A 22,526-nucleotide genomic window follows, 5' to 3' on the forward strand; every position below is an offset into this window, starting at 1 on the left:
GCCTAAGCAAGGTGGCAGCTTTCCTGCCATCCTGTTTTCTGGTCAACCAGGTTAATCCTAACTTTAAGTTTAAGATAAAAACAAAAAGTTTTAATCCTATATTACTTTAAAACAATAGTGGTAAATAGATGAACTGCAAAGATGCCCTAAAGCACTATGCCGTGCAAAAACTGCCTATTTTATTGGCACCAAACGTTGGAAGGGCTCTGTAATTGATGAATTTAAAGGCAAATACAAAATGTATATCCATAAACTAAGCAGAGGGGATGAGCAACCGGATAAAGTCCTTTAGTGCAATCAGGCCGAGCAATGAGTTAAACTTTTCTGTTTATTTTTTAAGCTTTTCATACAAGTACCTTTCTCCGTCTTTAAACCTAGACGGAGAACTTTTGGTGTTACTCTCTTTATTTAACTCCTAACCGGCATCACAAATAAAATAATAGTGCTTATTCTGCTTTATTCCAAGCTGCTCCATCCTGAACTTTACCGCCTCAATCGGGTCTGATGTTTCTACTGAAAGTGTTCCTTCTCATAGGAGTCAATTAGGAAAGAAAGCACCTCCAGTTCATCGCCTTCGTGCGTATCAGGCGCTGCGTCTAAAATCTTTTCCAGCCTCTGAAGTGCCAATTAATAATTTTCCTCTGTTTTTATTAATTTAATATTCATCTGTTTCTAGCGTAGTTTTTTGTTTCATTAATTTCTTCTTGTATTCTTTTGTTGATGTTTACTTTAGCTCCTAAAAAAGTGTAAATGGTGGTTCTGTATTCCCTTGCAAATGGATTTGTTACGGAGTCAGATATGAGTGCAGTATGGAAAAATGGACCGGTTTCCTCTAATTCGCTGTTCCTGCCTGCATAGCTTTTCACCCTTATCAGATGATTATATGGTTGGTTGAGGTGAATCCAGTTAACATAGTCTGCATTGAAGGAAACCGCTTTGAAATTCTTATTGGTGTAGTAATTGATGGCTCCGGCCTGGCCATAGTTGTCGCAGAGTACCAACGTATTACCTGGTTCAGAAAGATTCGAATAGATGCTATCCACTTTGCAGGCCAACTCTTTCCACCCGAGCATGTCGGCAAAGTCCTGTGGCAATGAATGGTCTTTGCCGTCTTCCCACCGAAGCAATCCCAGGTTCTTGTACCGCTTTTCATGTTGCAGGATGTATCCTGGGCTTTTATTGGGGAAAGCCAAATTATACATTGGGATAAAAAACAGGATCGGCATAGCAATGGCAACGGGCTGCAAATATCTTCTCCACCCATTTTTCAGAATGTCGGCAAGAAAAACAGCACCGAAAGCGATATAGATGGGGTACAGGCCTATAGCGTAATAATCTTTCGCCTTGAAATAAATAAAAACAGCAAGCGTAAAGAGGATAGCCCAGAAAAAGGCTTTATACTTTTGAAAGGGCTTGTAAAACAACAAGGCATACAGGGCTGCCAGGATAACGAACAGAGAGCCTATATAAAAAAGCAACTGCGATTTCAGAAAACCCCACCTGTCCACATTTATTAACTGGGTAGCAGTCAGTTCTTTCATATGATGGAAAACCGGGAACCCGTTAAAGTACTGCCATAATACGTTTGGAGAGATGAGCAGCAGCCCTAAAAGCATGGCCAGGTAAAGGTGCTTCCTGGCCAGTACCTCACGTTGTTCTGTCATTAAAATTGCCGGAAAAAGGCCTATCAGCAAAAAGACAATGTTGTACTTGTTCAGAAAACCTATGGCAAATACAATAGCTCCATAATACAGCCACTTTGGTTTTTTTGAATTAAAGTATTTTATGACAACAAAGTAAAGCGTCGTCCAGCACAGAACGTCTAAGGAGTTAGGTTGAAAGAGTGTATTAAGTCTTAACAGAGCGGAAAACAAAACGCCGGTAGCCCCTAAAAGTAAGGCGACTAAACTACCGCTTAGTTCTTCTATCGTTTTCCAAACGACCAAAATGGTTAAGGCACCAAACAGGGCAGGAAAAAACTTAACCCAGAACACACCGTTGCCCAGTATCTTGATGAGAGAGGCAATCCAGGCAGTCATGGGAGGTATGGATACATACCCCCACGCCAAATGGTTCGCCTGGTCAAGGTGGAGGTATTCATCACGTTGCAAATCATATTCAGGGCTTATCAAAATGTACTGTAATAGAAATTTTAAGACGATACACCCTATTAGGATTAATGCTTTTCGTGTCATCACATACTGTGGTTTAAATTAATACCAACGATTGGGTAGCTAACGGGAGGTGGCATTTTGAAGCAATACAGAATCAATCAAGCACAAATTTTAATAGATGTAAAAAGCATGATTTAAGTAGAAAATACCCATATAGGGGTGGGTGCATTTAGCAGTAGGCTTGATTTTCTAGAACACTATCATACACCCAATCTTAACTCGTATTCAATTTCGGAGCCGTCCCAATCGGCTATTCTTACAAAATTGAGTCGTTCAAGAAGCTTAATTGCGTCCTGGTTTTGCTGACTGGTTAGAGCCCAAATACGGTTCAGGCCCATAATATTCAGCCCAAATTCAATTGCCAATGACATGGCAAAAGTCATAAAACCCTGCCCCCGGTATTGAGGCAGTAAAACACAGCCTAGTTCGCCTTCCCCCTTGTCTAGTCCACGGTAGTACCCGCAAGTCCCTACAATGTTATCCGTCAGTTTATCTGATATGCCCCAATGGATTGAATTGCCGTCCAAATAGTCCCTGTTGATTTTTGACAGCATTTCTGTCGCCTGTTGGACAGTTGTGGCCTGGACGGAGTCATAAAACGAAATCTCAACAAGGTCTTTGATATCCGCTGTTAGAATTTGCCTAAGCAATACTTTGTCACCTGAGATATTTGGGAAAGAATTGTATGGTGGTAGTTTCATTTTAACTGTGATTGTACCTTATAATGATTAATGCTAACGGTTTTACTATGGTGCTTTTAAACACTATAAGATTTGTTATGCTTTCGTAGTCTTTTACCTTTATTCAAAATAACCCAAATAAGAATAGAGAAAGAAAATGTTATAACAGCAAAGTATTTCTCAAAATTTATTTTAGCTACAATGTTTCCGATAGTGTTTAAGACAAACAACACCAGAAAAGTCCATAAAACAATGTTCACAATTTTCAGGGATACAATCTGCTTCACATACTCTCCTTTTATCAAAAGAACAAAACCCAGAAAGAAATTGATTGCTAAAAATATTAATTCGAACACGTACATCTCAGCATCACTTTTCAATCTACCACTCCATGTGATTTCATAGGGAATAACTTTGAAAAGAATAGCTATGTGAAAAATCGTGATAGCTACGATTAGCCACAACATTATTTTAATTGCAATTCTCTTATCCATATTCTTATAATTTCAATCTTTATGACGCACAACGTCAATCGGCTATTTATCAGTTGCCTATTGGTGAGCTGAGTACTTTCTATAAGTAAGAAATATTAATGGTTGAACAAACTTCCGGCAGACAAAAGCGGCAATTTTAAATAGCCAGTGTTAGTGGCAATTGTAATATTTTAGCCCTTAATCAAATTTTTTTGGTATGGTGTAAGGAACATTAAACAAAATGCTAAGGATCCCGACGGCAATATCATTGTTATTGATACTTGTTCCATTAGAAGTGATTATAAAGGAAATATTATCTTTTGGAAAATATCCATACATTGAATTAAAACCATCAATGTGCCCTGTATGTCCGTAACTAATACTTCCTTCAAATTTATTTTCACCTAATCCAAGTCCATATTCGTCTCGGGTTTCTTTCATAGCTTTCAAACTTGACTTTGAAATTACTTTACCATTAAAGACTGCCTCCGTGAATTTAAGCACATCCGTTGGAGTGGAAACTATTGCTCCCGCTCCTGAAAAAATATTTAGATTTGTTTCTGGCAGTTTTTGCCAGTATTCAGCCCAATCATAAGAATAACTTTCATTATTCTGGGTTTCAATTTTACCACCAAAATAAGTATTTAGTAATCCCAGCGGTTGCACAATGTTTTCTTTTAATATTTCTGCATATGTTTTTTGATAAATTTTTTCTAGTATATATGATAACAAAACATAATTGGAATTGCTATACATTGCCTTTGAATCCGGTGTAAAGTCGCTTCCGGCTTTTATAATGATGTCTACCATTTCGCTTTCAGACTTACCTATAAATCTGTATTTGAAATAACTTTCATCTTTGCTAAAATTATGAATTCCGCTCCTATGATTTAATAAACTTCGTATTGTAATTTTATTAGCATTAGGTACCATCGGAAAATATTTTTCAAGCGTTTGATCTAATTTAATTTTCTTTTCATCTACTGCTTTCAATACCAAAACAGCAGTAAATGTTTTTGTAATCGAACCTATTCTATATTTTGTGTTTATATGCGCTTTGTAATTATTTTCAATATCCGCATATCCAATGTTTTTACTATAGACAACATGGCCATTTTGGGCAATTGCAATTCCCCCCATAAATTTTTTGCTTTGTTCAACAGAATTTAATAGACTGTCAATTTTGGCAAGATTTAGAGCTTGGGAATATACTGAACCAGAACCCAGAACAAGAACTATTAAAGCCAATGCTCTATTGAACCTGAATTTAGGTGATTTTAGAAATTGTAGATAAAAAATCATTGTTATATTTTAATGCGAAGCTGCTTAAATAATCTTACTTATACTCCAGTATCTAGGGTCGTCAAAATTGCGAAAATTGCCACTAATGGACTGATGCATACAGAGCCTTAAGCATTGGCGAAAGGTTATGTATAAACTCTGTTAGCTACTGTTTTACTTTTTTGCTTGTAGCCTATCCAGTTTCTTTCTGGTCCCAGCTACTTCCTGCAGCGTCAATGCTTTTGTGAATGCTTCAATGGCCTGCTTTTTATTGCCTTTCTCCACATAATAGTCCCCCATAGAGTCATACACATTGGCGCTGGCGGGGTAGTTGTCGATGTTCATCTTGAAAAAGCTGTACGCCTTTTCATACTGTTTATTACCCATGGAAATATACCCCAATAGGTTAACTGTGCCTTGCGAAGGCAGCACGGTATACTGCATCATGGAAGATACGCTACGGTAATGGTCTTTGATATAGGCCACCGTGATGGTAGTATCCTGTAAGTCTTTGCCCAGTTCATACTTTTTGAAGATGAAACGCAGCGCGTCATACTGAGAGAGAAGCGGCAACGAGGAGTGGTTTTCCTCTGGATAAAATTTCCAGGCCCAATGCAGGTTCTTACTTTTTCGGAGAATTTCTCTGAACTGAAAGCTGTTGCGCACATTGCCATTGGCATACACTGTGTCTTTGATAACCCTGACTGTGTCCATTCCATTCTTCATGGTGTTAGACGCTGCATAGTAGAGGCTTTTATTAGCGTAGTCTTGTTTGGTGAAGGCTTCCTGCGCTTGCTTTATGATGAGGTGGTTGTCCCACCAGACGCTGGGGTCCATGACCACGTAGGAGTTGAACAAGGCAGGGTAATTAACTAATGCATGAAGGACTGCTAGCCCGCCAAGGGAATGGCCCACATACATGCGATAAGGATGCGTGTTATAGTTGGATTCAACATAAGGCATAAGTTCCTTGTGGAGAAACGAAATGAATTTCTCTCCTCGGCCTGAGTTTTCAAAATCTGAGTCTACCATTCCGTCCCGGCTAAACATGGAGCGGGTAGGAGTTAAATCGGCTCCCCTGTCTTTGTTCATGATTCCGACCACAATCATCTTGGGCATCCTGCCAATGGAACTTAGTTCAGCCACCATCCCCGTCATGGAATGGAAAAAATCCTTACCATCCAGCAAGTACACTACAGGATAACGCTCTACTCCGGCAGACTTGGGTACATAAATCCATACTTCTCTATCTTCATCTAAGATGGAAGAATGGATGGTAAATCTTTTTCCAATAGAAATTTCGTTATTAGTTTGATTAGAAGACTGACCGAAGCAGAAGGCAGGAAAAAGTAAAAGGATAAATAGGAGTAATCTCATTTATAAATTAATTGTAAATAATAACTAACGGTTAGTATATGGCTTGTGGTGGTTTACGGAGCGCTTTCCTTTCTGCACGAAACATACTTGGCTAAAAGCAGAAAACCTTGAATTTACCATTGCACCCGCCACAAGCTATATACAGTGTTGTATGGTGTACTTAACTTTTGTCTGTGATTCTTTTAATTTTTCCATCCTCAAATTCAAATTCTGATTTTCCTTTCAATTCCAAAGTATCTCCTGAATTAAGTCCGTTGGGTAAATCAATAGCCAGTATTGCTTTGTAGTCAATGTTAATCATCGCAATTGAGTCTCTAAACTCCCACGATTCTATTGTCTGTTTCCTTTGTTTGAAATATTGTTTTGCTGATTCTGCTTGTTCTCTGAAACTTTTTAATCCTTCCGTTCTCAAGTCAACTTTACCATCGGAGACATTTTCGAAAACAATATTTTCATCGAGATTTTTGGTCATTCCGTCTATGTCAAAATTATTGTAAGCATTGACATAGCTTTCAACTATTTGTTTTTTTTGTACCTCCATATCTTTTTTAGTTTGACAGCCGAAGTTCAGAATTAACATTAAAACTGAAAATACATCTACTCTCCCCGCACGATGTAAATTTCAGGCAGATGGTTGCTGGATGATAGTATGCTTTGCCTATGCTGCCGAGCTGCTTTTGCTAAAAATAATGAGTGGCAACTACACCTGCTTATCGGCCACTTTTGTGGCCAAACCCTGCTGGATCTTTAATTTAATAATCAATTAACCTTTCTTCCAGTTGCTCATTATTTTTCTAGGCACTTAAATTTTAAATGTTGTTTAAAAAAGCGGGTAAAATTATTTCTTCTTTGTTAATTCGTTCAGCTTAGCTCTGGTTTCTGGTATCTCCATGACAGCCAGTGCTTTTTTATACCATGCGATAGCGTTCTTTTTATCTCCTACAGCCTTGTAGTAATCCCCAAAAGAGTCCTGGAGGTTGGCATCCTTGGGATAATTGAGCACGTTCATGTTAAACAGCTGCCGAGCCACGTCATATTTCTTCTGGCCCAAAGAATAGTATCCCAAGTTGTTGACCAGGTTGGCCCCGGGGAGTATCTGGTAGCCCAGCTCTTTGGATACCCGCCGGTAATGTTCCGCGATCAGCGATGGCAGATCGGGGTGGTTTATCTGGGAGTCCCCTGTTGGGAAGGCATAGTAGTCAAAGAGGAAGCGGAGCGCATCATAAGAGGCAATGAATGGGACAGTGTTGTGGGACTCGTTCTCGTAGTAGGCGTGCCTGAACCTCAGTTTATTCCCCGGGTGTCTGCGAATATGGCGGACCAGGTCAAGGTTATAGCGGATCAGTTCGGTCTGCTCGGTGGTATCCGACTGCACCGCCGTGGTGTCCACCCCCTTCTCCATTCGATTAGCCATGGCAAGGAACAGCGTTTTGCCCTCGTATCCGCCCTTTCCAAGCGCTGACTTGCTTTCATCCAGCACCCGGTGCTTGTCCCACCAGATGGCGGCATCTATGGCGATGTAGCCGTTGAACATGTCCTTGTTATGAGCCATTGTCTGCATCACCATCAACCCGCCAAGGGAATGGCCCCATAAGAGTTTATAGGGCGCAGTCGGGTGGTTTGAGTCGATGTGCGGAATCAACTCCCTTTCTATAAAGGAGAGAAATTTCTCGCCCCCTCCGGAATTATGCACACCACTTGTATTGTTTGCCACAGCCGTTGGCGTCAGATCCCGGCTTCTATCAGTATTAGCGATGCCCACCACTATCATAGGCGGACAAAGGCCCAGCTGTGCCAAACGCTCTACGGTTACTGCAACAGAGCGGAAATTGCTTTCCCCGTCTAACACATACAGAACGGGGTAAGTCTGGGTGGAGGTAGCTCTGGTCTGTTTGCCCGCATAGGGCGTGTATACCAGCAAGTGCCGTTGCTCATTCAGAACAGAGGACTTGACGCTGTCCGCAAAGCCTAAGCTGAACTTCATCTGCGATTGCGCCGTCGCACCAAAAACTGTAAAAAATAAAATGAGAAAGTTGAAAAAGTACTTCATACTGGGACGTTTAACTATATGTGTTAATTTCAAATGCTTGTTGATACTATCAACCTGTTTATTTTTTACATTTACTAGCAATCATTAAAGCGTACAGAAACCTGCTGCTCTTCAAGTACGATTTGCGAGGTAGGCGTACATCGGAATACAGGTAGGCTAATGTAAACTAATAACCTCTTCTTTTTATAAATATTCGCTAACGGCTAAGGCTATAGCAAGTGCGGGTTTAAAATCAGTTTCTTGTCCGCCATCGATAGCTTATTAGTTGCAGTTACTGCAAAATAATCATACATCCCGCATTTGATATAGTCGATGTTATGCGGTCGGCTTTCATTTTATTGTCGTTCAAACCGAATGGGTTCTAATTCACTCTCAAATTTTACAAACAACAAGTTGCTCAAGCCATTCTCATCTCTTTTAAAATGCAATGCAGGCATACCCATTCGGTCGGGAGCATCAACCCTAACTGCATGAAAAACATTATTTTCTTTATGAATTATTCTAAGCTTTCGATTTCTGAAGATGGTATAATAAGCTTTGCCTTCCATAAAAATATCTAACTGACCGTAGCCGCCATTTAGATACTTCCCAGAAATATCATAAGGCAATTTAGGGACGGAGGTTTTAGTTTTAGCCTTAACAAATTTATTGGAAACGGTGCTGGCACTTTTAATTGGTTCTAAACGCTGTTGATATTCATCAAGCCACTTTCTATCCTTTAACCCCAACATCCTATCTGAGAGAATATTTCTAATAATTAAAGCGGGCTCATAATCTGATTGGTTAGTCAATACCACAATGCCTATTTTCTCATTTGGGAAGAAAACCACTGTGGAGCGAAAGCCATCTATACTACCGCCATGTTCTACCCGATAGTGGCCTTGGTAATTTGTGACTATCCATCCATAGCCATAATTCGCTGAATAAATACCATTATACTCTTCATCAGGCAAATACCCAGTTGGCATCACCGTTTGAGGATAAATTGCTTCGCTAATATAGTTTTTAGGTAATATTTCACGGTCGTTGAATTTCCCGTTATTAACCCACGTCAGGATCCAGTTCGCCATGTCAGTTGCACTGCTGTTAATGGCTCCAGCAGGCCTCATAGCGCTAATCTCACGATAGTCAACTTTATTAGGATCATTGTCTATAACCTGGTAACCTAAAGAAACATTTTGATCACTGAGTAAACCTGGTACCCCAAAATTTGATCTATTCATTTGTAAGGGTTTGAATAAACTCTCCTTTACATTTTCCTCCCAGGATTGCTTAGTGATATTTTCTCCTATTGCTCCTGCCAGTAAATAAGACCAGTTACTATAATTCCATTTTTCCCTAAGTTTACTTGTTGGTTGTAGAAATTTAATTCTGTTAATTAATAGATTTCTATCGTCTAATGGTAGACCAGACCATGCCGCATCATGAAGAGCAAGGCCTGACCGCATGCCTAAAATGTCTTGAATTGTAAGATTTGAATTTAAATCATCGGTATAGAATTTTAGATTAGGAATATATTTTGAAGGGTGCTCATCAAAAGATAACAATTTCTTGTCACGGTAAATACCTAATAAAGCTGCGGTAAATGTCTTGGTATTTGAGCCGATTGGGAATAATGTATTTGCATCTACTTTCAGTTTATTTTCTATATCCCTAAACCCAATTCCATTTGCATACAATATATGTTCACCCTCCACAATAGCAATGGCACATCCTGGTGTTTTAGTCGATTCTAGAACTTTTTCTATCAAAGTTTCTATTCCTTTAATTCGGTCATTGGTCTGGGCATGGGAATAACTAAATACTAAAAAAAACAAAAATGTTAGATGTAGAGTTTTCATGTAAGATATTGTAATTCAATAAAATTTATTTAATGCTGTAAAGTTGTTGCTAGCATTTAAGTTGCCGCATAACGGCCTTTTGTAAACTGCGGTGGAGACTACCGGCCGACGCTGCCGTTTACACAATGGTGGGGTAACTTTAATTACTGTATGTGTTAATATAGTTCCAGGCTGCTTTAGAAATATCAGCAATGATTTTTTCGTTCGTGTTAAAGTCTTCCTTTGAATTGGATACAAAAACACTGATAAAGTAATATTCTCCATTGGGCAAAAAGACGATGCCAATATCGTTGACCGCTGCTGTTATCCCTGTTGTTTTATTTTTTCCGGACGAACCTGTTTTGTGAGCAACCACAGTGCCTTCAGGTAACCGTCCTTTCAATCTGTTTTTGCCTGATTCGTTTTCCCGCATCTCTTTCCAGACAAAGTCATAACCTTTTGGGGAAAGTAGTTTATTCTTGTTGTGATAATAGGCTTCTAAAACATTGCTGGCAGCATTAGGGGTCGTCCAGTTTTGAAATTGCAGGTCCCAGTTATGCTGCATTACTTCTTCATTGATTTTTATGGATATGGCTTTGAAATTATTTTCCATAAAGTATTTCTCTACTGCCTGAGGTCCACCAAGAAGCCTTAACAGCGCATCACACCCCACATTATCGCTGTTGGAAACAGTATAACTTAAAATTTCAGCTAGTGGCAGCGTTGCGCCATTCGGATATTTATCTCTGAGGGGACTATGAAGACCGGGCAAAAGGTCCTTTCTCTTGATTTTGATTTTTTGGTCAAGCGACAACGTTCCTTTATCAACCTGGGATAAGACTGCTAAGGCTATATGAAATTTAAACACACTTTGCATGGGGAAATGCCTTTCCCCATTGATTGACAAAGTGTCTTTACCATTCCTGCCAATAATTGAAACACCAACAGTTGCATTTTTTGCCGAAATAATCTGTTGTATTTTTTCTGGCAAAGAATCGGACGTTTGGGCAAATGTCTGACGCGCTAGATATAATAAAAAAACAATTGCTAAAGTAAATACTCGAATCATGTTGTGGGTATTTGAAGGTTGTTAAATGTCTGCAAAAATTACCTCCAACACCTCTTCTAAATGATGGGCGAAGCTGTCTGCGACCGAAGGTTAACCTTTAACTGTTTTAGTGGCAACCTTTTTAATTATTCTGCTATTTTTAGTACAACATTGCCTGTTTTTTGACCCGTTTCAACATACCTGTATGCCGTTACAATCTGGTCCAATTTATAGTAGCTATCGATAACAGGTTTATATGCCCCTTTCTCCACCAGTTCTTTCAAGAAGATGACATCATCCTTGTTTATAGTCGGGATGGGGAACAGAACTTTTTTACCTTCCAAAATAGGAGTGGTGAGGGCATAAAAAATGTTTTCAGCATGCTTGCCCAGTTCTGTAGAAATGTACACTCCTTTTTCTGTCAGCAAAGGCTTACACTGGCCAAAGGAACTTTTGCCGACAGCATCAAAGATAAATTGGAACTTTGTGTCCGTCTGAGTGAAGTCCTGCGTCTGGTAGTCTATTACCGTATCTGCTCCAAGGGATTTTACAAGGGCTACATTTTTAGTGTTACAAACCGCCGTTACTATGGCCCCCAGGTGTTTTAGGAGTTGGACAGCGGCAGAGCCAATTGCCCCTGTTGCTCCGTACACCAGCGCATGTTGTCCGCTTTTTATTTTGGAGGCTTTTATATTATTCAATGCATAATGTGCCCCTTCTGTAATTGGGGCAGCTTCATAAAAGGTTAGGTTATTGGGCAAAGTCGTAATGGCATCATCTTCGGAAATGGTTAAATATTCTCCGTGGCCACCGCAGGTTTTATCATTATACCCAAAAACCTTGTCTCCCTTTTTAAATTTTTTTACCTCCTTGCCAACATCTTCTATGACACCTGCAAACTCACAACCTAGTATGGGGTACTTCGGCCGTAAAAGGCCACTCCAGAAGCGTGAGATAAAATAGTCCGCACTTCGAAAACCCGAGTCTGTCCGGTTTACGGTAGATGCAAAAACCTTCATTAATACTTCGTTGTCTTTAGGTATAGGTTTGGAAACCTCCATTAGTTTGGCAACCTCGGGAGGCCCATATTTTGTGTATACAACAGCCTGCATATCTTGTTTTTTTATTATGTGTTCATACAATTGGCACTAAAGTACCGGCAATGATCTATGGCCATTCTAAACCCACTTCGCCACATGCCGGATAAAAGATAATCTCTAGTAGAAAAGTACCCGTCATTTACCCCGGCTAAAGCCTTTCGCCCTTTTGTGTGCGTTCCTTGTTATTTATTTTCCTTACAAACTTTTCCAATTCACCATTATTAATAAGAACTGGGCCATGTCCGAAACACAGGACTTTTGGCTTCAGGGAAGCAAGTTTATTAATGGATTCTTTATTTTTTGATTGGTCCGTTGTAAATAAGGCTGGGGGTTCGTGTAAAGCCACCCATGTTGTTAGCAGATTCATGTTCAGAATAACATCGCCAACAACTAGAACACCATCTCTTTCCCTATAAAATGAGATGTGTCCGGAGGAATGCCCAGGCGTTTCTATTACTTTAAATCCACCCACCTCATCGCCTTCTTTAAGAACCCTTGAAATTGCAAACCCATCACCAGCCCAATATTTTCTTTGGAACCGGGTAACTATATGGTTTTGGAATGGATATTCACTAGTTGCATTTCCGGTTTCAGCCTGCCTTTTTTCGGCCCCGCTACTCCAAAATGGAATGCCGAGTTTTTCACAAATTACTTTGCTGCTGCCTTGATGGTCAGCATGCGCATGGGTTATGACATGAGCATTTAGCTTTCTGCCTTTAACCGCATTGAGGATTTTTGTATAAGAACTTTTAATACCCGCATCAATTAAAACATCATCAATAAGATAACAGTTTATGGAATCTCTGGGCATCAAAGGTATTTGAAATACATCTTTTGCTATTTGTTTCATACTTAAATCTTTATGCAAAGATAGATTTTACTTTCCTTGAAATTCTTGACTTAAGTTAAGAAATGCTTTTTCTTATTCGACTAAGAGATTGCGGCGTAATTCTTAAAAAGGAAGTCACATGAAATAATGGCGTTCGGTGTACTATTTATAATTTCAAAGTTTGGACAAAGTCTACGTGTTTTCCTTTAGCAGTAATAAATTGAAGTCTTAAAACCCAATCTGCTAAACAGATACCATTTTGCTCGGCTAAAATCCTTCCTATTTTTTGCCATTGAGGAACAATGTCATATCTAAAAAGGGGGTACTTACAGTACCTTATATTAAATTTAATCGATTGGTTAAAACAAGATATTTAAATTAATATTAATAAAATGGATTTTCAATATCGTAGTATGTGCCATATTAAAAAAGCTAACAACGCTGTTATAATGGTTAAGGCTTTCTCAAAAATTGTCTTGGCAAATAAATTTCCAATACTATTCAGAATAAACAAACCAAGGAAAACCCAGAGAATAACATCTACCACTTGACCCGGTATGGTATTACTGAAAAAATTGCTTTTCATTAATAATGTACCTCCTAAAATTATATTGAGTAAAATAGAGAAGGCTTCGAACAAATACATTTCTCTGTCTGTCTTTAACCGGCCTCCCCAGGTTATTTGGTAGGGGATAACTTTTATTAAAATAAGTGTATGGAATAAAAGAGTAAAACCTATTATAAAAAATAGGATATTGAAAGCGTTGCCAATTATAAATCCCATAATTTTATTGATTTTCAGTCTAGCACATAGATTAATAATGGTGCAAATTGCTAGTGAATTGATAATTAGTAGAAATTTACACCAATCAGTAATGCCGCTGATACTCCATTTGTTTTGCCTTCCTTTAACTCAACGTTGCGGTAAGAAATTTTTGTTTTAATATCAATTGCAAAATTATTCTTTTGATAAATTTCATAACCAACCGCAGCAACCCCGCCTAATCCAAAATAATATTTTGTTTCTAATGGGTCATTGTCGGGATTTCGAATATCCCAAAATACTGGGTTATCGCCACCCAGACCAACCCCACCAAGAAACCAGAGTTTATTAGTAACCCAATATTGTACAGAAGGGGCAACGATGCCAAAATCTCGTTTTCTATTCCGGCCAAACCCTGAATAGTCATAAACAGATACATTGGTGGAAAGCAAAAGTGCAAGATTAGGTCTAACCATATAGCCTAATTTTAAATCCAGTGCTAAACCTGTATCGGTTTGGTTTTTATTGGGGAATTTTAAGGAAGTGTAACCAGGCCCTAATGACGTCCCAAATAGTAAGCCCTTGCGTTCAACCTTAATTATATCTTGTGCAACTACTTGCTGGGTGAAAAGTAAAATTGAAAAATATAATGCAGTTAAAAGTGATTTTTTCATTCCGAGATTTTGATATGTTAAACAATGCCCAAATTTCAGGATATTGTTGTACATAAAAGGGCACCTAGGTTAACAAATCAAAATCACATAATTTTTTTTCTAATCCTACTCAAACTCTGTTTGGTAATTCCCAAATAAGAAGCAATGTGTTTTTGATGAATTCTCTTTAAAAGTTCAGGACGATTATTTAATAAGTCTAAATATCTTGCTTCGGCGGATTTAGTTAAAGATTCAAGATATTGCTTTTGTTTTAGCACATAATCATTTTCAGCACCAATTAAAAAAAGTTTATTGCCCATCGAGGTCTGTTTGAGAAGTTCAATGTTGGTTTTGGAAATACTTAGAACTGAGCATTTTTCCAGGGCCACAATTTCTATTAGTGAAGGCTCTCCACTATTTAGAGAAACATCATCGGCAAAAAAATTATTTTCAAGAAACAAATCTAAGCAAACAAAGCTATTTTCTTTCCAAACAAATAACCCACATGAACCACTAATTAAAAAGTATCCGTGTTTAGCTATTTCATTAGAACCTTTAATTATTTGATTTTTTTTGAATGAAATTATTTCGCCTAAATCAGCTAAATTTTTCCAAGCCTCAATAGGGGCATTAAAATAAGGGTCAAATGTTTCCTTAAGCTTATGTTCTATCATGGCAAGGACTCTTCTTTTGATATACTTAATATGATTTTGGAATACTTTGGCTATTAGATTCAATTAGCATTTACCCTTAATTAAGTTTCTCACCTGTTCCTGTAGAGTAAACAAAAGTATTCCTTGGGCTGCTAATTTAAAGTTTGAATCATGTAGTAGTAGATTGCCTTTAGTATACCAGGAACCTCTGCATCTAATGGGCTGAAAGTTAGAATTAGATCATATTAAATAGAATTCGAATAAATTTTAGTAATAAATTTTATTATCCCAAATAAGGGCAATGGGAGATTTTTGGTTTTATACCTGTCTAGTAAGTTAGAAAATTATATAGTTTACTAGCTATATTAATTAAAAAAGAAAAATCTCTTTAAGAATTTATTTTTAAAGGATTTGAACAAAAAAGTAAAGCTTCAACCTTAGCTATAATTGTTATCCTAAGGTAACATTTTTGCTAAAGTTCTATTGTTAATTTGGGAATTATTTTTAAAAATCCTAAATAAAGTAGGTTACACTATAATATTAAGGGGCTTTATTTTATGCAAAAGTTGTAGCCAATATAAAAAATGAAAAGAATCCACTTATTTGAATTTGAAGATTTTCCATGGTTCCCGAATTGGCTAAGAATTAATTTGACCAGACTTATGGTGGTGATGCATAATTTATTAGGAACCACTAAGGAATTAGCGAATTTGTTAAACAAAGCCATCAGGTATTCACCCAGACCAGCTATCATTGATTTATGTTCAGGAAGCGGAGGGGCTATGCTAGCAGTTGCTGAGACTTTAAAGGGAGAATATCACATAGAAGATTTAACTCTAACCTTAACGGATTTGTACCCAAATAAAGACTTAGCTACTAGAATCAACAGGAAAGAAAATTCTGGAATATCTTATGCCACTGATTCAATTGACGCAGCAAAAGTACCATCCGATTTATTAGGTGTAAGAACAATGGTGTGTAGTTTTCATCATATGAAGCCCAATACAGCAAGGAAAATCCTAGTTGATGCAAAAAACCGAAAACAGCCTATCTGCATCTATGAAATAAGTGACAATAGTTTGCCAACACTTTTGTGGTGGGTAGCCCTACCTTTGAATTTTATCATGACTTTCTTTATTACTCCCTTTGTAAGGCCTTTAACGTGGAAGCAAATTTTATTTACCTACCTGGTACCTATTATACCAGTTATTTTTGCTTGGGATGGCGCAGTATCTAATGTCCGAACTTACACTTTAGATGATTTAGATGTGCTACTGGAGGGATTAACTTCTGATGATTACAGGTGGGATAAAGGAATAATAACAGGCAAAGCTAAAAAAATATATCTCCTAGGCTATCCAATAGTGAATCAATAAAATACTAGCTACAACAATAGCTAAAAAGCTTTGAAACGCTTTTTAGCCCTACCGTTATCAGGTATACATTTAGATAGAAAATCAGTTACTGCAATAAAGTAAATATAAGGTACTCTCCAAAAATCTTTTGAACGGTCATCATTAGAATTAAAAATCTTTAAATGAAATCATCTTTTTCCATTATTTGAACAAAATGAATTATTTAAAAAATTGAATTTACATTAAACTTTTATTCTTCCTGCCTATAGGAAATTTAATTGTTGGTTCAAGATTTAATATTTTTTTACCCTACATAATCTAAGAAGCTTGTATTTTGCGTTTATTCCCTGATTTTTATTAGCTCTATTAATAATGTTCAAATAAAGAAATTGAACAAGGAAAATAAAATTTAGGTATTCAGTTCTATTATGGAAAGGTGGGTGGGCAATCCATAACATATACGAATCATTAGAAAGTGAATATTTTGATAACATTGGCAGGAGAAATTTCCTTTATCAAATCACTAATTAATGAATTACCTATTTATCCTTGTTTTTTTTACCTTTTCCTTATTAGAAGTCAAATCGCAAACTGATTTTAAATTAGGTTTTGCTGATAGTATTAAGTCTAATCATATTACAAGAGCAGCTATTCCGGCAAAAAAATTAGCCTTACTACAAAGGATACTTATCCGGTTTTATATGTTCTTGATGGAGAAAATTGTTTTCGCTCCGTTACAGCAGTATTTGAACGCTTAATTGAAAGTAGAGTGATTCCACCCATGATTGTGATTGGAATACCAAATACGAATATACCGTTTTCCTTTCTCGGCCTTCTCGTATTTAAATTACAGGTAGTCAAGAATTCTTGGATTTGCTGATGATAACTAAACTCATTCTATTTAGTTTGATCATTTAAAAATAATCGGAGCATTCTCAAATTGCCCTCTAATAAATAGATGGTGTTATGGGTTGTCCTATTAATCAAATGTCCTAGAATATCCTTCCTACTCCTTATTACTAGTGAAAATATACATAGTTAAAAAGAATCTTAATTAAGACCAAGGGGCAAAAATGCTTTTTAAATTAAGTTTCTCTTTGTCTTCTTTGTAAAACGGTGGATTAAGAAAAAGCTGGCAAAAGTTAATCCGGCAATTAATCCTGTACAAATAGGAGTTATTGAAACAAAAAGAAGGCTTTGATTGAAGGGGAATTTAAAAAATCAATCGGACAAATATATTTTTCACTTTATCCAGTTTATTTTTAGATTAAAAATATAACCGATACATCAGATTTGGAAAGAGGCCCAATTGGGTCACATAGGCTATAGATTTGGGCTCACTAGCGTCATAGAATTCTGAAATTTTTCCCTTCGTATTGGTTACATTATCCATGTTCAGGAAAAGTTCATGAGTGGTTTTCAGTTTATTCCATTTATAGCTGGCAGATAATTGAATTTGATAAGTATCTCCCAGGGATTTTTCATAAGCTTTGTCTGTATCCCAATATTTATTTTTGCTAAGGTCAACCGCTAAATTCCCAGCCTCGTCCCGTAATAAGGGTATTATTTTTTGTCCCCCCCCAAAAAATATTTTTGCATTTAATCCTAAGGCTTGATTGTCTTTTTTGCCAAGGTTCGTAAATTCCTTGCCAAATAATATGTTCACCAAATAATTGCTATTAAAAGCAGTATTCCGCTCAACACCATCCAGGGCTTTATATTTTGAATTGAAAATGGAAGTATTGATTAAGTAGTAGTAATTATTGTTGAAAAATTTCTCCAACGTTAATTCTATTCCATAATTTTTCCCGGTTCCTTTATTAACCAAATCAACATACTTGAAATCAAGGTTCTCATTAATAGTAGCATAATTACTCTTGTCGCTGTTTTCAACCGGTAAATTATAGAGGTTCTGGTAGTATACTTCTGCTTTGGCAACTAGATTTTCGGAAAGCCGTTTTTCATAGCCTAAAACAAAATGATGTGCTTTGAGCAAGCCTAAATTGAGGTTTGGTTCTTTGATTGTGCCATCTGCTTGTTCTACCTTGGCAAAATAATTATGGATGCTTTCCATATTGCTATGTTTGCCATAGCCGCCATGGATGGAGTTAGAGTTGTTCAACTTCCAGTTTACCGCAATTCGTGGTTCCAAGGTACTCTTTTTGTTAAGAAGCACATTCATGTTATGTACCCCAGATACTATGGTAATATCTTCATTAATCCGGTGTTTCCAGCTTATAAAGTTATTAACCGTACTTACATTTTCATTAAAATCAATTAAAGTAGCTCTGTCTGCTGCTTCCTTTCTAAATTGGCTTTGCTTGTAATTATAATTGAACAAGGCATATTTCGTGCCTACCTGTATTTTGTTTTTTGCATTCAGCTTGTTGTCATATGTTATGGCACCCCGGTAAGCAGATTTCTTTAAATTACTATTGTAATTTTCAATTCTATTCACCACAGAATCCCGTAAAAGATCATTCCTTTCATTATACAATTTTATGATTTTTGATTCAAATGTTTTGTCATTTACACCTTCATTGGAATACGAAAGATTTGTATTGATAAAGCTATTTTGATTGATTTGAAAGGTATGGTTTAAGCCATTATTGAGTAAGTGTGCGCCTTTGTCAAAATCTTCCCGGATATCTGAAATCATAAACCTGTCACCGGGAGTGCCCCAAACGGCCGGGGTAACATCTTTTAATAAAAAGCTGCTAAGGCCTCCTAACGAAAAAAGGGAGAAGGTGCCCAGCTTGTTGGTAGGCAATACCACCTTGAAAGCAGCATCTTGGAATTTAGGTGCACCTCCAATATTCACCATACCAAGCTCACTAATCAAGGATATCGTAGAATACCGGTAGTTAATAAGAAAAGATCCTCCATACCCTTTTTTAAATGGTCCTTCTAATGTTAAATCTGTCCCAAGTAATCCAACTCCTAAAACAGACTCAAATTTTTCGTTATTCCCGGCCCTTAATTTAACATCATACACCCCCGATAACACATCGCCGTATTCCGGTGAAAAAGCACCGGTATAAAAGTCGGAAGCAGCTAATAAATTGTTGTTTAAGGTGCTTACTACACCCCCTACACCAGATTGGTCGGCCCAATGGTTGGGGTTGGTAATCTGCATCCCTTCTAAACGCCATTGCACATATTTAGGGGAGTTTCCTCTAACAATAATGGCATTGCTGCCATCCTGGTTACTGTTTACCCCAGCAAAATTGGACATAATCCGGGAAGGGTCATTAAATCCCCCAGCATACCGGTTTGTTTCTTCCGGTGAGATAGACCGGGCACTGATTATAGTCATGTCGTTAATAGCCTGTCCTTTGGTTTTATCGGCCGTGATAACCACTTCATTCATGGTGCTAGCAGATTCCTGCATGGAGAGATTGAGAATCACCTCTTTCGCGGAATTTACCACAATATCCGGGATTGCTTTAGGTTCATAGCCCAGGTAAGATAATTGTAGTGTAATACGGCCCGTAGGAATGTTATTTAACCTGAACTTCCCTTCCAGGTCAGTAGAAGTACCAATAACTGGGTTGGATCCCAAAATTAATACAGTTGCACCAATTAGCGGCGATTTACTGTCACTATCGGTTAGGGTACCTCTGACAGTTTGGGTAAGTTGTTGACTAAAAGCCATTGTGGTTGACAACGCCATTAGGATTGTGGCAAAAAAACTTTTCATCTTGATTTTTGTTTTTTAGAAATTTGAACCAGAGAAGGTTACATGTATCTTGTTGTGAGGTAGCAAAAGTAGAGGAAGGAGCAGGCTGAACTCATTGACTTAAGTTAAGAACCGCTTTTGCCAAAGTTTTTTTCTGAGTTTTTGCTGATGACCTGAGTAGTGGAATCAGTTCTTCTTGATTATAAGGGCAATCGCAAATAAATTAATTAGGATGTTGCTTTATAAAACAGTACTTTAGTTATACAGTTGACAGAAAAAGGTAAATTCTCTTCTTTGCCCAAAACCAATCATTAGCTTTCTTACCAATGGATCCTTATGTAAAAACAGCAGAAACCGAAGCGCTTTTAAGGAAGGAGTTAATAGCCTTTATTTCTCGGTTTGAATTATTTACCCAAGAGGAGGTTCAAATGCTGGTTGATAATCTTACCATTCGTTTATATAAAAAAGGCACCTTGCTCGTGCAAGAGGGGGATATTTGCCATAAATGCTATTTTGTGATAAAGGGCTGCCTGCGGCAATACCTTATCCTAAACGGGGTTGATAAAACTACACAATTTTATACTGAAAACCAGGCTGCTGTATTTTTTACCAGTTTTTCCAACCTAGTACCGACGGAAAGTTATTTATCATGTGTAGAAGATTCTATTATTATTGTGGGTGACCAAGAGGAGGGGGAAGACATGTATGAGAGGATCCCGAAACTTGGACAACTTACCCGGATGATGATGGCGCAGGATTTTGGAAAAACTCAGGATGAATTATCCTATTTTATTTCTTCCTCCCCGGAAGAACGGTACTTAAATTTATTAAAGACAAAACCTGCCTTATTGCAACGGGTTCCCCAACACCAATTAGCCAGTTATATTGGGGTTAGCCCGGAATCACTTAGCCGCATCAGAAAGCGAATATGGAAGGATAAATAATTTGTTTTGTTTCCCACCCTTCCAGATTAACCAAATTGCAAATCCCAATTCACCCAAGGCCATAGGTGTACTAACAATGAGTTCCACAAATGATTTATAAATCTCATAATCAAGACTGAATTGATTTGCCAGGTTACTGAATAGGTAGCATAAACCCGCCACAACCATTAAAATCCCAGTATTTTGGGAATATAATTAGCTTAGAGCATCAGATACCCCACCCCCAATAAATGAAAACCGGTTATTAATAAGGCACAGGACAACCAATCCAAGAATTCCTGCAGGCAACTCATAATAAGATTTTCATTAAGTTTTGACTGATCCAATAAGGGTGAAACTTCCAACAAACTTATAATAATTATCCCAAAAAGAACCGAATAAAGTAGCCGCAAGCCGGCAGTAAGCTTTGATATGTGGAAATTAGCCTTTTTGAAAAATCCATACAAAGCCAAGGATACTACTACATCTAATACTAAGGAAATAACGAAGCAAATTATAAATAGCTCAAATAAAATTTTAGAATGATTCAGATAATTACTGTAACCATACTGTCCTTAGGTACATAAATATGCTGGAAAGCATATCCGTAGCCATAGCCGGCAAGTACATCCATTACCAAAAGGCAAAAACTTGCGATCAGGGCCATTTTACGGTGGTTATTAAATATAATATTATTTATGTTTTCTAGATGCTTTTTAATGAAGCAAAATCATTGAAAAGCAGTTTTAAGTCCATTGAGTTAAGGTAGGTAATAAATTCAGGTTATAAATATTTTAAGGTAGCCACCTAATTTAAAAGCAATAATAAACAACAGGATAATGGTTAATGTGAATAGAAATCCTCCGAATTATTAAAGCATATTTATAAACAAAAATGTTTTTAAATGCAGCAATGAATCCGGAGGTCTAAATTAAAATCGCTGATTCCGTATTTAAATGGAAAGATTAATTGGTTCTTTTTATGACTTTAACAATTTTATAATCCACTATGCCACCAGTTAATAAATAAAGGTAAAGATTGGATTTAGACTCAATAGTATAAGAATTTGCATTTAAGGATTGGACTAATTCATTCGTATTACTGGCTTGAATGTTAAACCCGAGGATATGCAGATCCCCACTTTTAGCGAATTCTTTTCCTTGTGTTTTCTCACCAAAAATTTTTCCTCCGTTTTCAAAGGGCTGAACCATGGTATTCACAGCAAACTGTTGCACAGAACAAGAGGAGAAGGCGAGAATAATCACTGGCCCGAACAATAATTTTTTAAAGTTTTTCATTTTATTAGGTTTAAAGTACTTAAAAGTGAGAGCAAAGCACCGCTTTAAAACATTTAATTTCATTGACTAAGGGTAAGAAAAATAAATTTTTCGTAGAGACACAGGAGTGGTCTGGAAGCTGGACAGATTGGGTCGGTCACTTCATCATTTAATTGACTTAGTTGCGGATTTTAAAAGTAGGGGAGTAGACTTTGAAATTTACGGGCCCGCAAGCTCTGCTACCTGGCACAACTCGCTGTTGATACCGCTCATCAAACCATTACCCACGTGCAAGCAGATTTTGCAGATAAGAAGGATAATCAATGTTTGCCCACGCCGCTCGCTGGCCTTGCCCACCGGCTGCAAGCATTAAGTCTGGGCTGTAATACCA

At 37.4% G+C, this 22,526-nt stretch carries 21 protein-coding genes; 4 read left to right on the plus strand and 17 right to left on the minus strand.

What is annotated here, in order from left to right; all coding sequences use genetic code 11:
- Positions 1 to 662: 662 nt before the first annotated feature.
- The 13 genes from ADHAQ_RS0100445 to ADHAQ_RS26980 all read right to left on the minus strand — a co-directional run bounded on the left by ADHAQ_RS0100445 (position 663) and on the right by ADHAQ_RS26980 (position 14,922).
- A complete protein-coding gene (locus ADHAQ_RS0100445; RefSeq protein ID WP_342667251.1) occupies positions 663 to 2,132 on the minus strand; it encodes an ArnT family glycosyltransferase in 1,470 nt (489 codons plus the stop codon).
- A gap of 242 nt (positions 2,133 to 2,374) precedes the next feature.
- The gene (locus ADHAQ_RS0100450; protein ID WP_026461262.1) at positions 2,375 to 2,875 is read right to left on the minus strand and encodes a GNAT family N-acetyltransferase; all 501 of its coding nucleotides are present in this window, start codon (positions 2,873 to 2,875) and stop codon (positions 2,375 to 2,377) included.
- Positions 2,876 to 2,931: 56 nt separating this feature from the next.
- A complete protein-coding gene (locus ADHAQ_RS24015; protein WP_245590556.1) occupies positions 2,932 to 3,321 on the minus strand; it encodes a hypothetical protein in 390 nt (129 codons plus the stop codon).
- 204 nt (positions 3,322 to 3,525) lie between these two features.
- Positions 3,526 to 4,575, minus strand: coding sequence for a serine hydrolase domain-containing protein (locus ADHAQ_RS24020; protein WP_169727969.1), 1,050 nt, complete (start codon positions 4,573 to 4,575; stop codon positions 3,526 to 3,528).
- A 207-nt stretch (positions 4,576 to 4,782) separates the two neighbouring features.
- Positions 4,783 to 5,985, minus strand: coding sequence for an alpha/beta hydrolase-fold protein (locus ADHAQ_RS24025; protein WP_034256393.1), 1,203 nt, complete (start codon positions 5,983 to 5,985; stop codon positions 4,783 to 4,785).
- 160 nt (positions 5,986 to 6,145) lie between these two features.
- The gene (locus ADHAQ_RS0100470; RefSeq protein WP_026461263.1) at positions 6,146 to 6,526 is read right to left on the minus strand and encodes a nuclear transport factor 2 family protein; all 381 of its coding nucleotides are present in this window, start codon (positions 6,524 to 6,526) and stop codon (positions 6,146 to 6,148) included.
- 297 nt (positions 6,527 to 6,823) lie between these two features.
- The gene (locus ADHAQ_RS24030) at positions 6,824 to 8,035 is read right to left on the minus strand and encodes an alpha/beta hydrolase-fold protein (protein WP_071781074.1); all 1,212 of its coding nucleotides are present in this window, start codon (positions 8,033 to 8,035) and stop codon (positions 6,824 to 6,826) included.
- A 335-nt stretch (positions 8,036 to 8,370) separates the two neighbouring features.
- Positions 8,371 to 9,876 carry a serine hydrolase domain-containing protein gene (locus ADHAQ_RS24035; protein ID WP_051359608.1) on the minus strand — a complete coding sequence of 502 codons (1,506 nt, stop codon included), beginning with the start codon at positions 9,874 to 9,876 and terminating at the stop codon, positions 8,371 to 8,373.
- A gap of 139 nt (positions 9,877 to 10,015) precedes the next feature.
- Complete coding sequence (gene bla, locus ADHAQ_RS0100485) at positions 10,016 to 10,924, minus strand: class A beta-lactamase, subclass A2 (protein WP_026461264.1); 909 nt, start codon at positions 10,922 to 10,924, stop codon at positions 10,016 to 10,018.
- A gap of 125 nt (positions 10,925 to 11,049) precedes the next feature.
- Complete coding sequence (locus tag ADHAQ_RS0100490) at positions 11,050 to 12,015, minus strand: NAD(P)-dependent alcohol dehydrogenase (protein ID WP_026461265.1); 966 nt, start codon at positions 12,013 to 12,015, stop codon at positions 11,050 to 11,052.
- Between the two features lie 136 nt (positions 12,016 to 12,151).
- Positions 12,152 to 12,853 (minus strand): MBL fold metallo-hydrolase, encoded by a 702-nt coding sequence (locus ADHAQ_RS0100495; protein ID WP_026461266.1) that lies wholly within the window; start codon positions 12,851 to 12,853, stop codon positions 12,152 to 12,154.
- 828 nt (positions 12,854 to 13,681) lie between these two features.
- Positions 13,682 to 14,269 carry a hypothetical protein gene (locus tag ADHAQ_RS0100505; protein WP_034256397.1) on the minus strand — a complete coding sequence of 196 codons (588 nt, stop codon included), beginning with the start codon at positions 14,267 to 14,269 and terminating at the stop codon, positions 13,682 to 13,684.
- A gap of 83 nt (positions 14,270 to 14,352) precedes the next feature.
- Positions 14,353 to 14,922 carry a Crp/Fnr family transcriptional regulator gene (locus ADHAQ_RS26980; protein ID WP_051359609.1) on the minus strand — a complete coding sequence of 190 codons (570 nt, stop codon included), beginning with the start codon at positions 14,920 to 14,922 and terminating at the stop codon, positions 14,353 to 14,355.
- A gap of 563 nt (positions 14,923 to 15,485) precedes the next feature.
- On the opposite strand from ADHAQ_RS26980, the gene ADHAQ_RS0100515 reads away from it, so the two are divergent.
- The gene (locus ADHAQ_RS0100515) at positions 15,486 to 16,277 is read left to right on the plus strand and encodes a hypothetical protein (RefSeq protein ID WP_026461269.1); all 792 of its coding nucleotides are present in this window, start codon (positions 15,486 to 15,488) and stop codon (positions 16,275 to 16,277) included.
- 643 nt (positions 16,278 to 16,920) lie between these two features.
- Positions 16,921 to 17,136 (plus strand): alpha/beta hydrolase-fold protein, encoded by a 216-nt coding sequence (locus tag ADHAQ_RS28990; RefSeq protein ID WP_157433303.1) that lies wholly within the window; start codon positions 16,921 to 16,923, stop codon positions 17,134 to 17,136.
- Positions 17,137 to 17,523: 387 nt separating this feature from the next.
- Here ADHAQ_RS28990 and ADHAQ_RS0100525 read toward each other — a convergent pair whose 3' ends face one another.
- Positions 17,524 to 19,956: a TonB-dependent receptor gene (locus tag ADHAQ_RS0100525; RefSeq protein WP_026461271.1), complete on the minus strand. Its 2,433-nt coding sequence runs from the start codon at positions 19,954 to 19,956 to the stop codon at positions 17,524 to 17,526.
- A 305-nt stretch (positions 19,957 to 20,261) separates the two neighbouring features.
- On the opposite strand from ADHAQ_RS0100525, the gene ADHAQ_RS0100530 reads away from it, so the two are divergent.
- Positions 20,262 to 20,879: a Crp/Fnr family transcriptional regulator gene (locus tag ADHAQ_RS0100530; protein WP_051359610.1), complete on the plus strand. Its 618-nt coding sequence runs from the start codon at positions 20,262 to 20,264 to the stop codon at positions 20,877 to 20,879.
- Here ADHAQ_RS0100530 and ADHAQ_RS28995 read toward each other — a convergent pair.
- From ADHAQ_RS28995 to ADHAQ_RS0100545, 3 genes are all read right to left on the minus strand, one after another.
- The gene (locus ADHAQ_RS28995; protein WP_071781071.1) at positions 20,838 to 21,047 is read right to left on the minus strand and encodes a DUF4386 family protein; all 210 of its coding nucleotides are present in this window, start codon (positions 21,045 to 21,047) and stop codon (positions 20,838 to 20,840) included. The two genes, ADHAQ_RS0100530 and ADHAQ_RS28995, sit on opposite strands and share 42 nt — an antisense overlap.
- Positions 21,048 to 21,079: 32 nt before the next feature.
- Positions 21,080 to 21,409, minus strand: a complete 330-nt coding sequence (locus ADHAQ_RS29000; protein ID WP_084523671.1) for a DUF4386 family protein — start codon at positions 21,407 to 21,409, stop codon at positions 21,080 to 21,082.
- 414 nt (positions 21,410 to 21,823) lie between these two features.
- Positions 21,824 to 22,156 carry a hypothetical protein gene (locus ADHAQ_RS0100545; RefSeq protein ID WP_157433301.1) on the minus strand — a complete coding sequence of 111 codons (333 nt, stop codon included), beginning with the start codon at positions 22,154 to 22,156 and terminating at the stop codon, positions 21,824 to 21,826.
- Positions 22,157 to 22,262: 106 nt separating this feature from the next.
- On the opposite strand from ADHAQ_RS0100545, the gene ADHAQ_RS29005 reads away from it, so the two are divergent.
- On the plus strand, positions 22,263 to 22,508 hold the full coding sequence (locus ADHAQ_RS29005; protein WP_281172301.1) for a recombinase family protein: 246 nt from the start codon (positions 22,263 to 22,265) through the stop codon (positions 22,506 to 22,508).
- The last annotated feature ends 18 nt before the right edge of the window (positions 22,509 to 22,526 follow it).

Origin of the sequence: Adhaeribacter aquaticus DSM 16391 (assembly GCF_000473365.1) — a bacterium.
GTDB classification, from domain to species: Bacteria; Bacteroidota; Bacteroidia; order Cytophagales; family Hymenobacteraceae; genus Adhaeribacter; species Adhaeribacter aquaticus.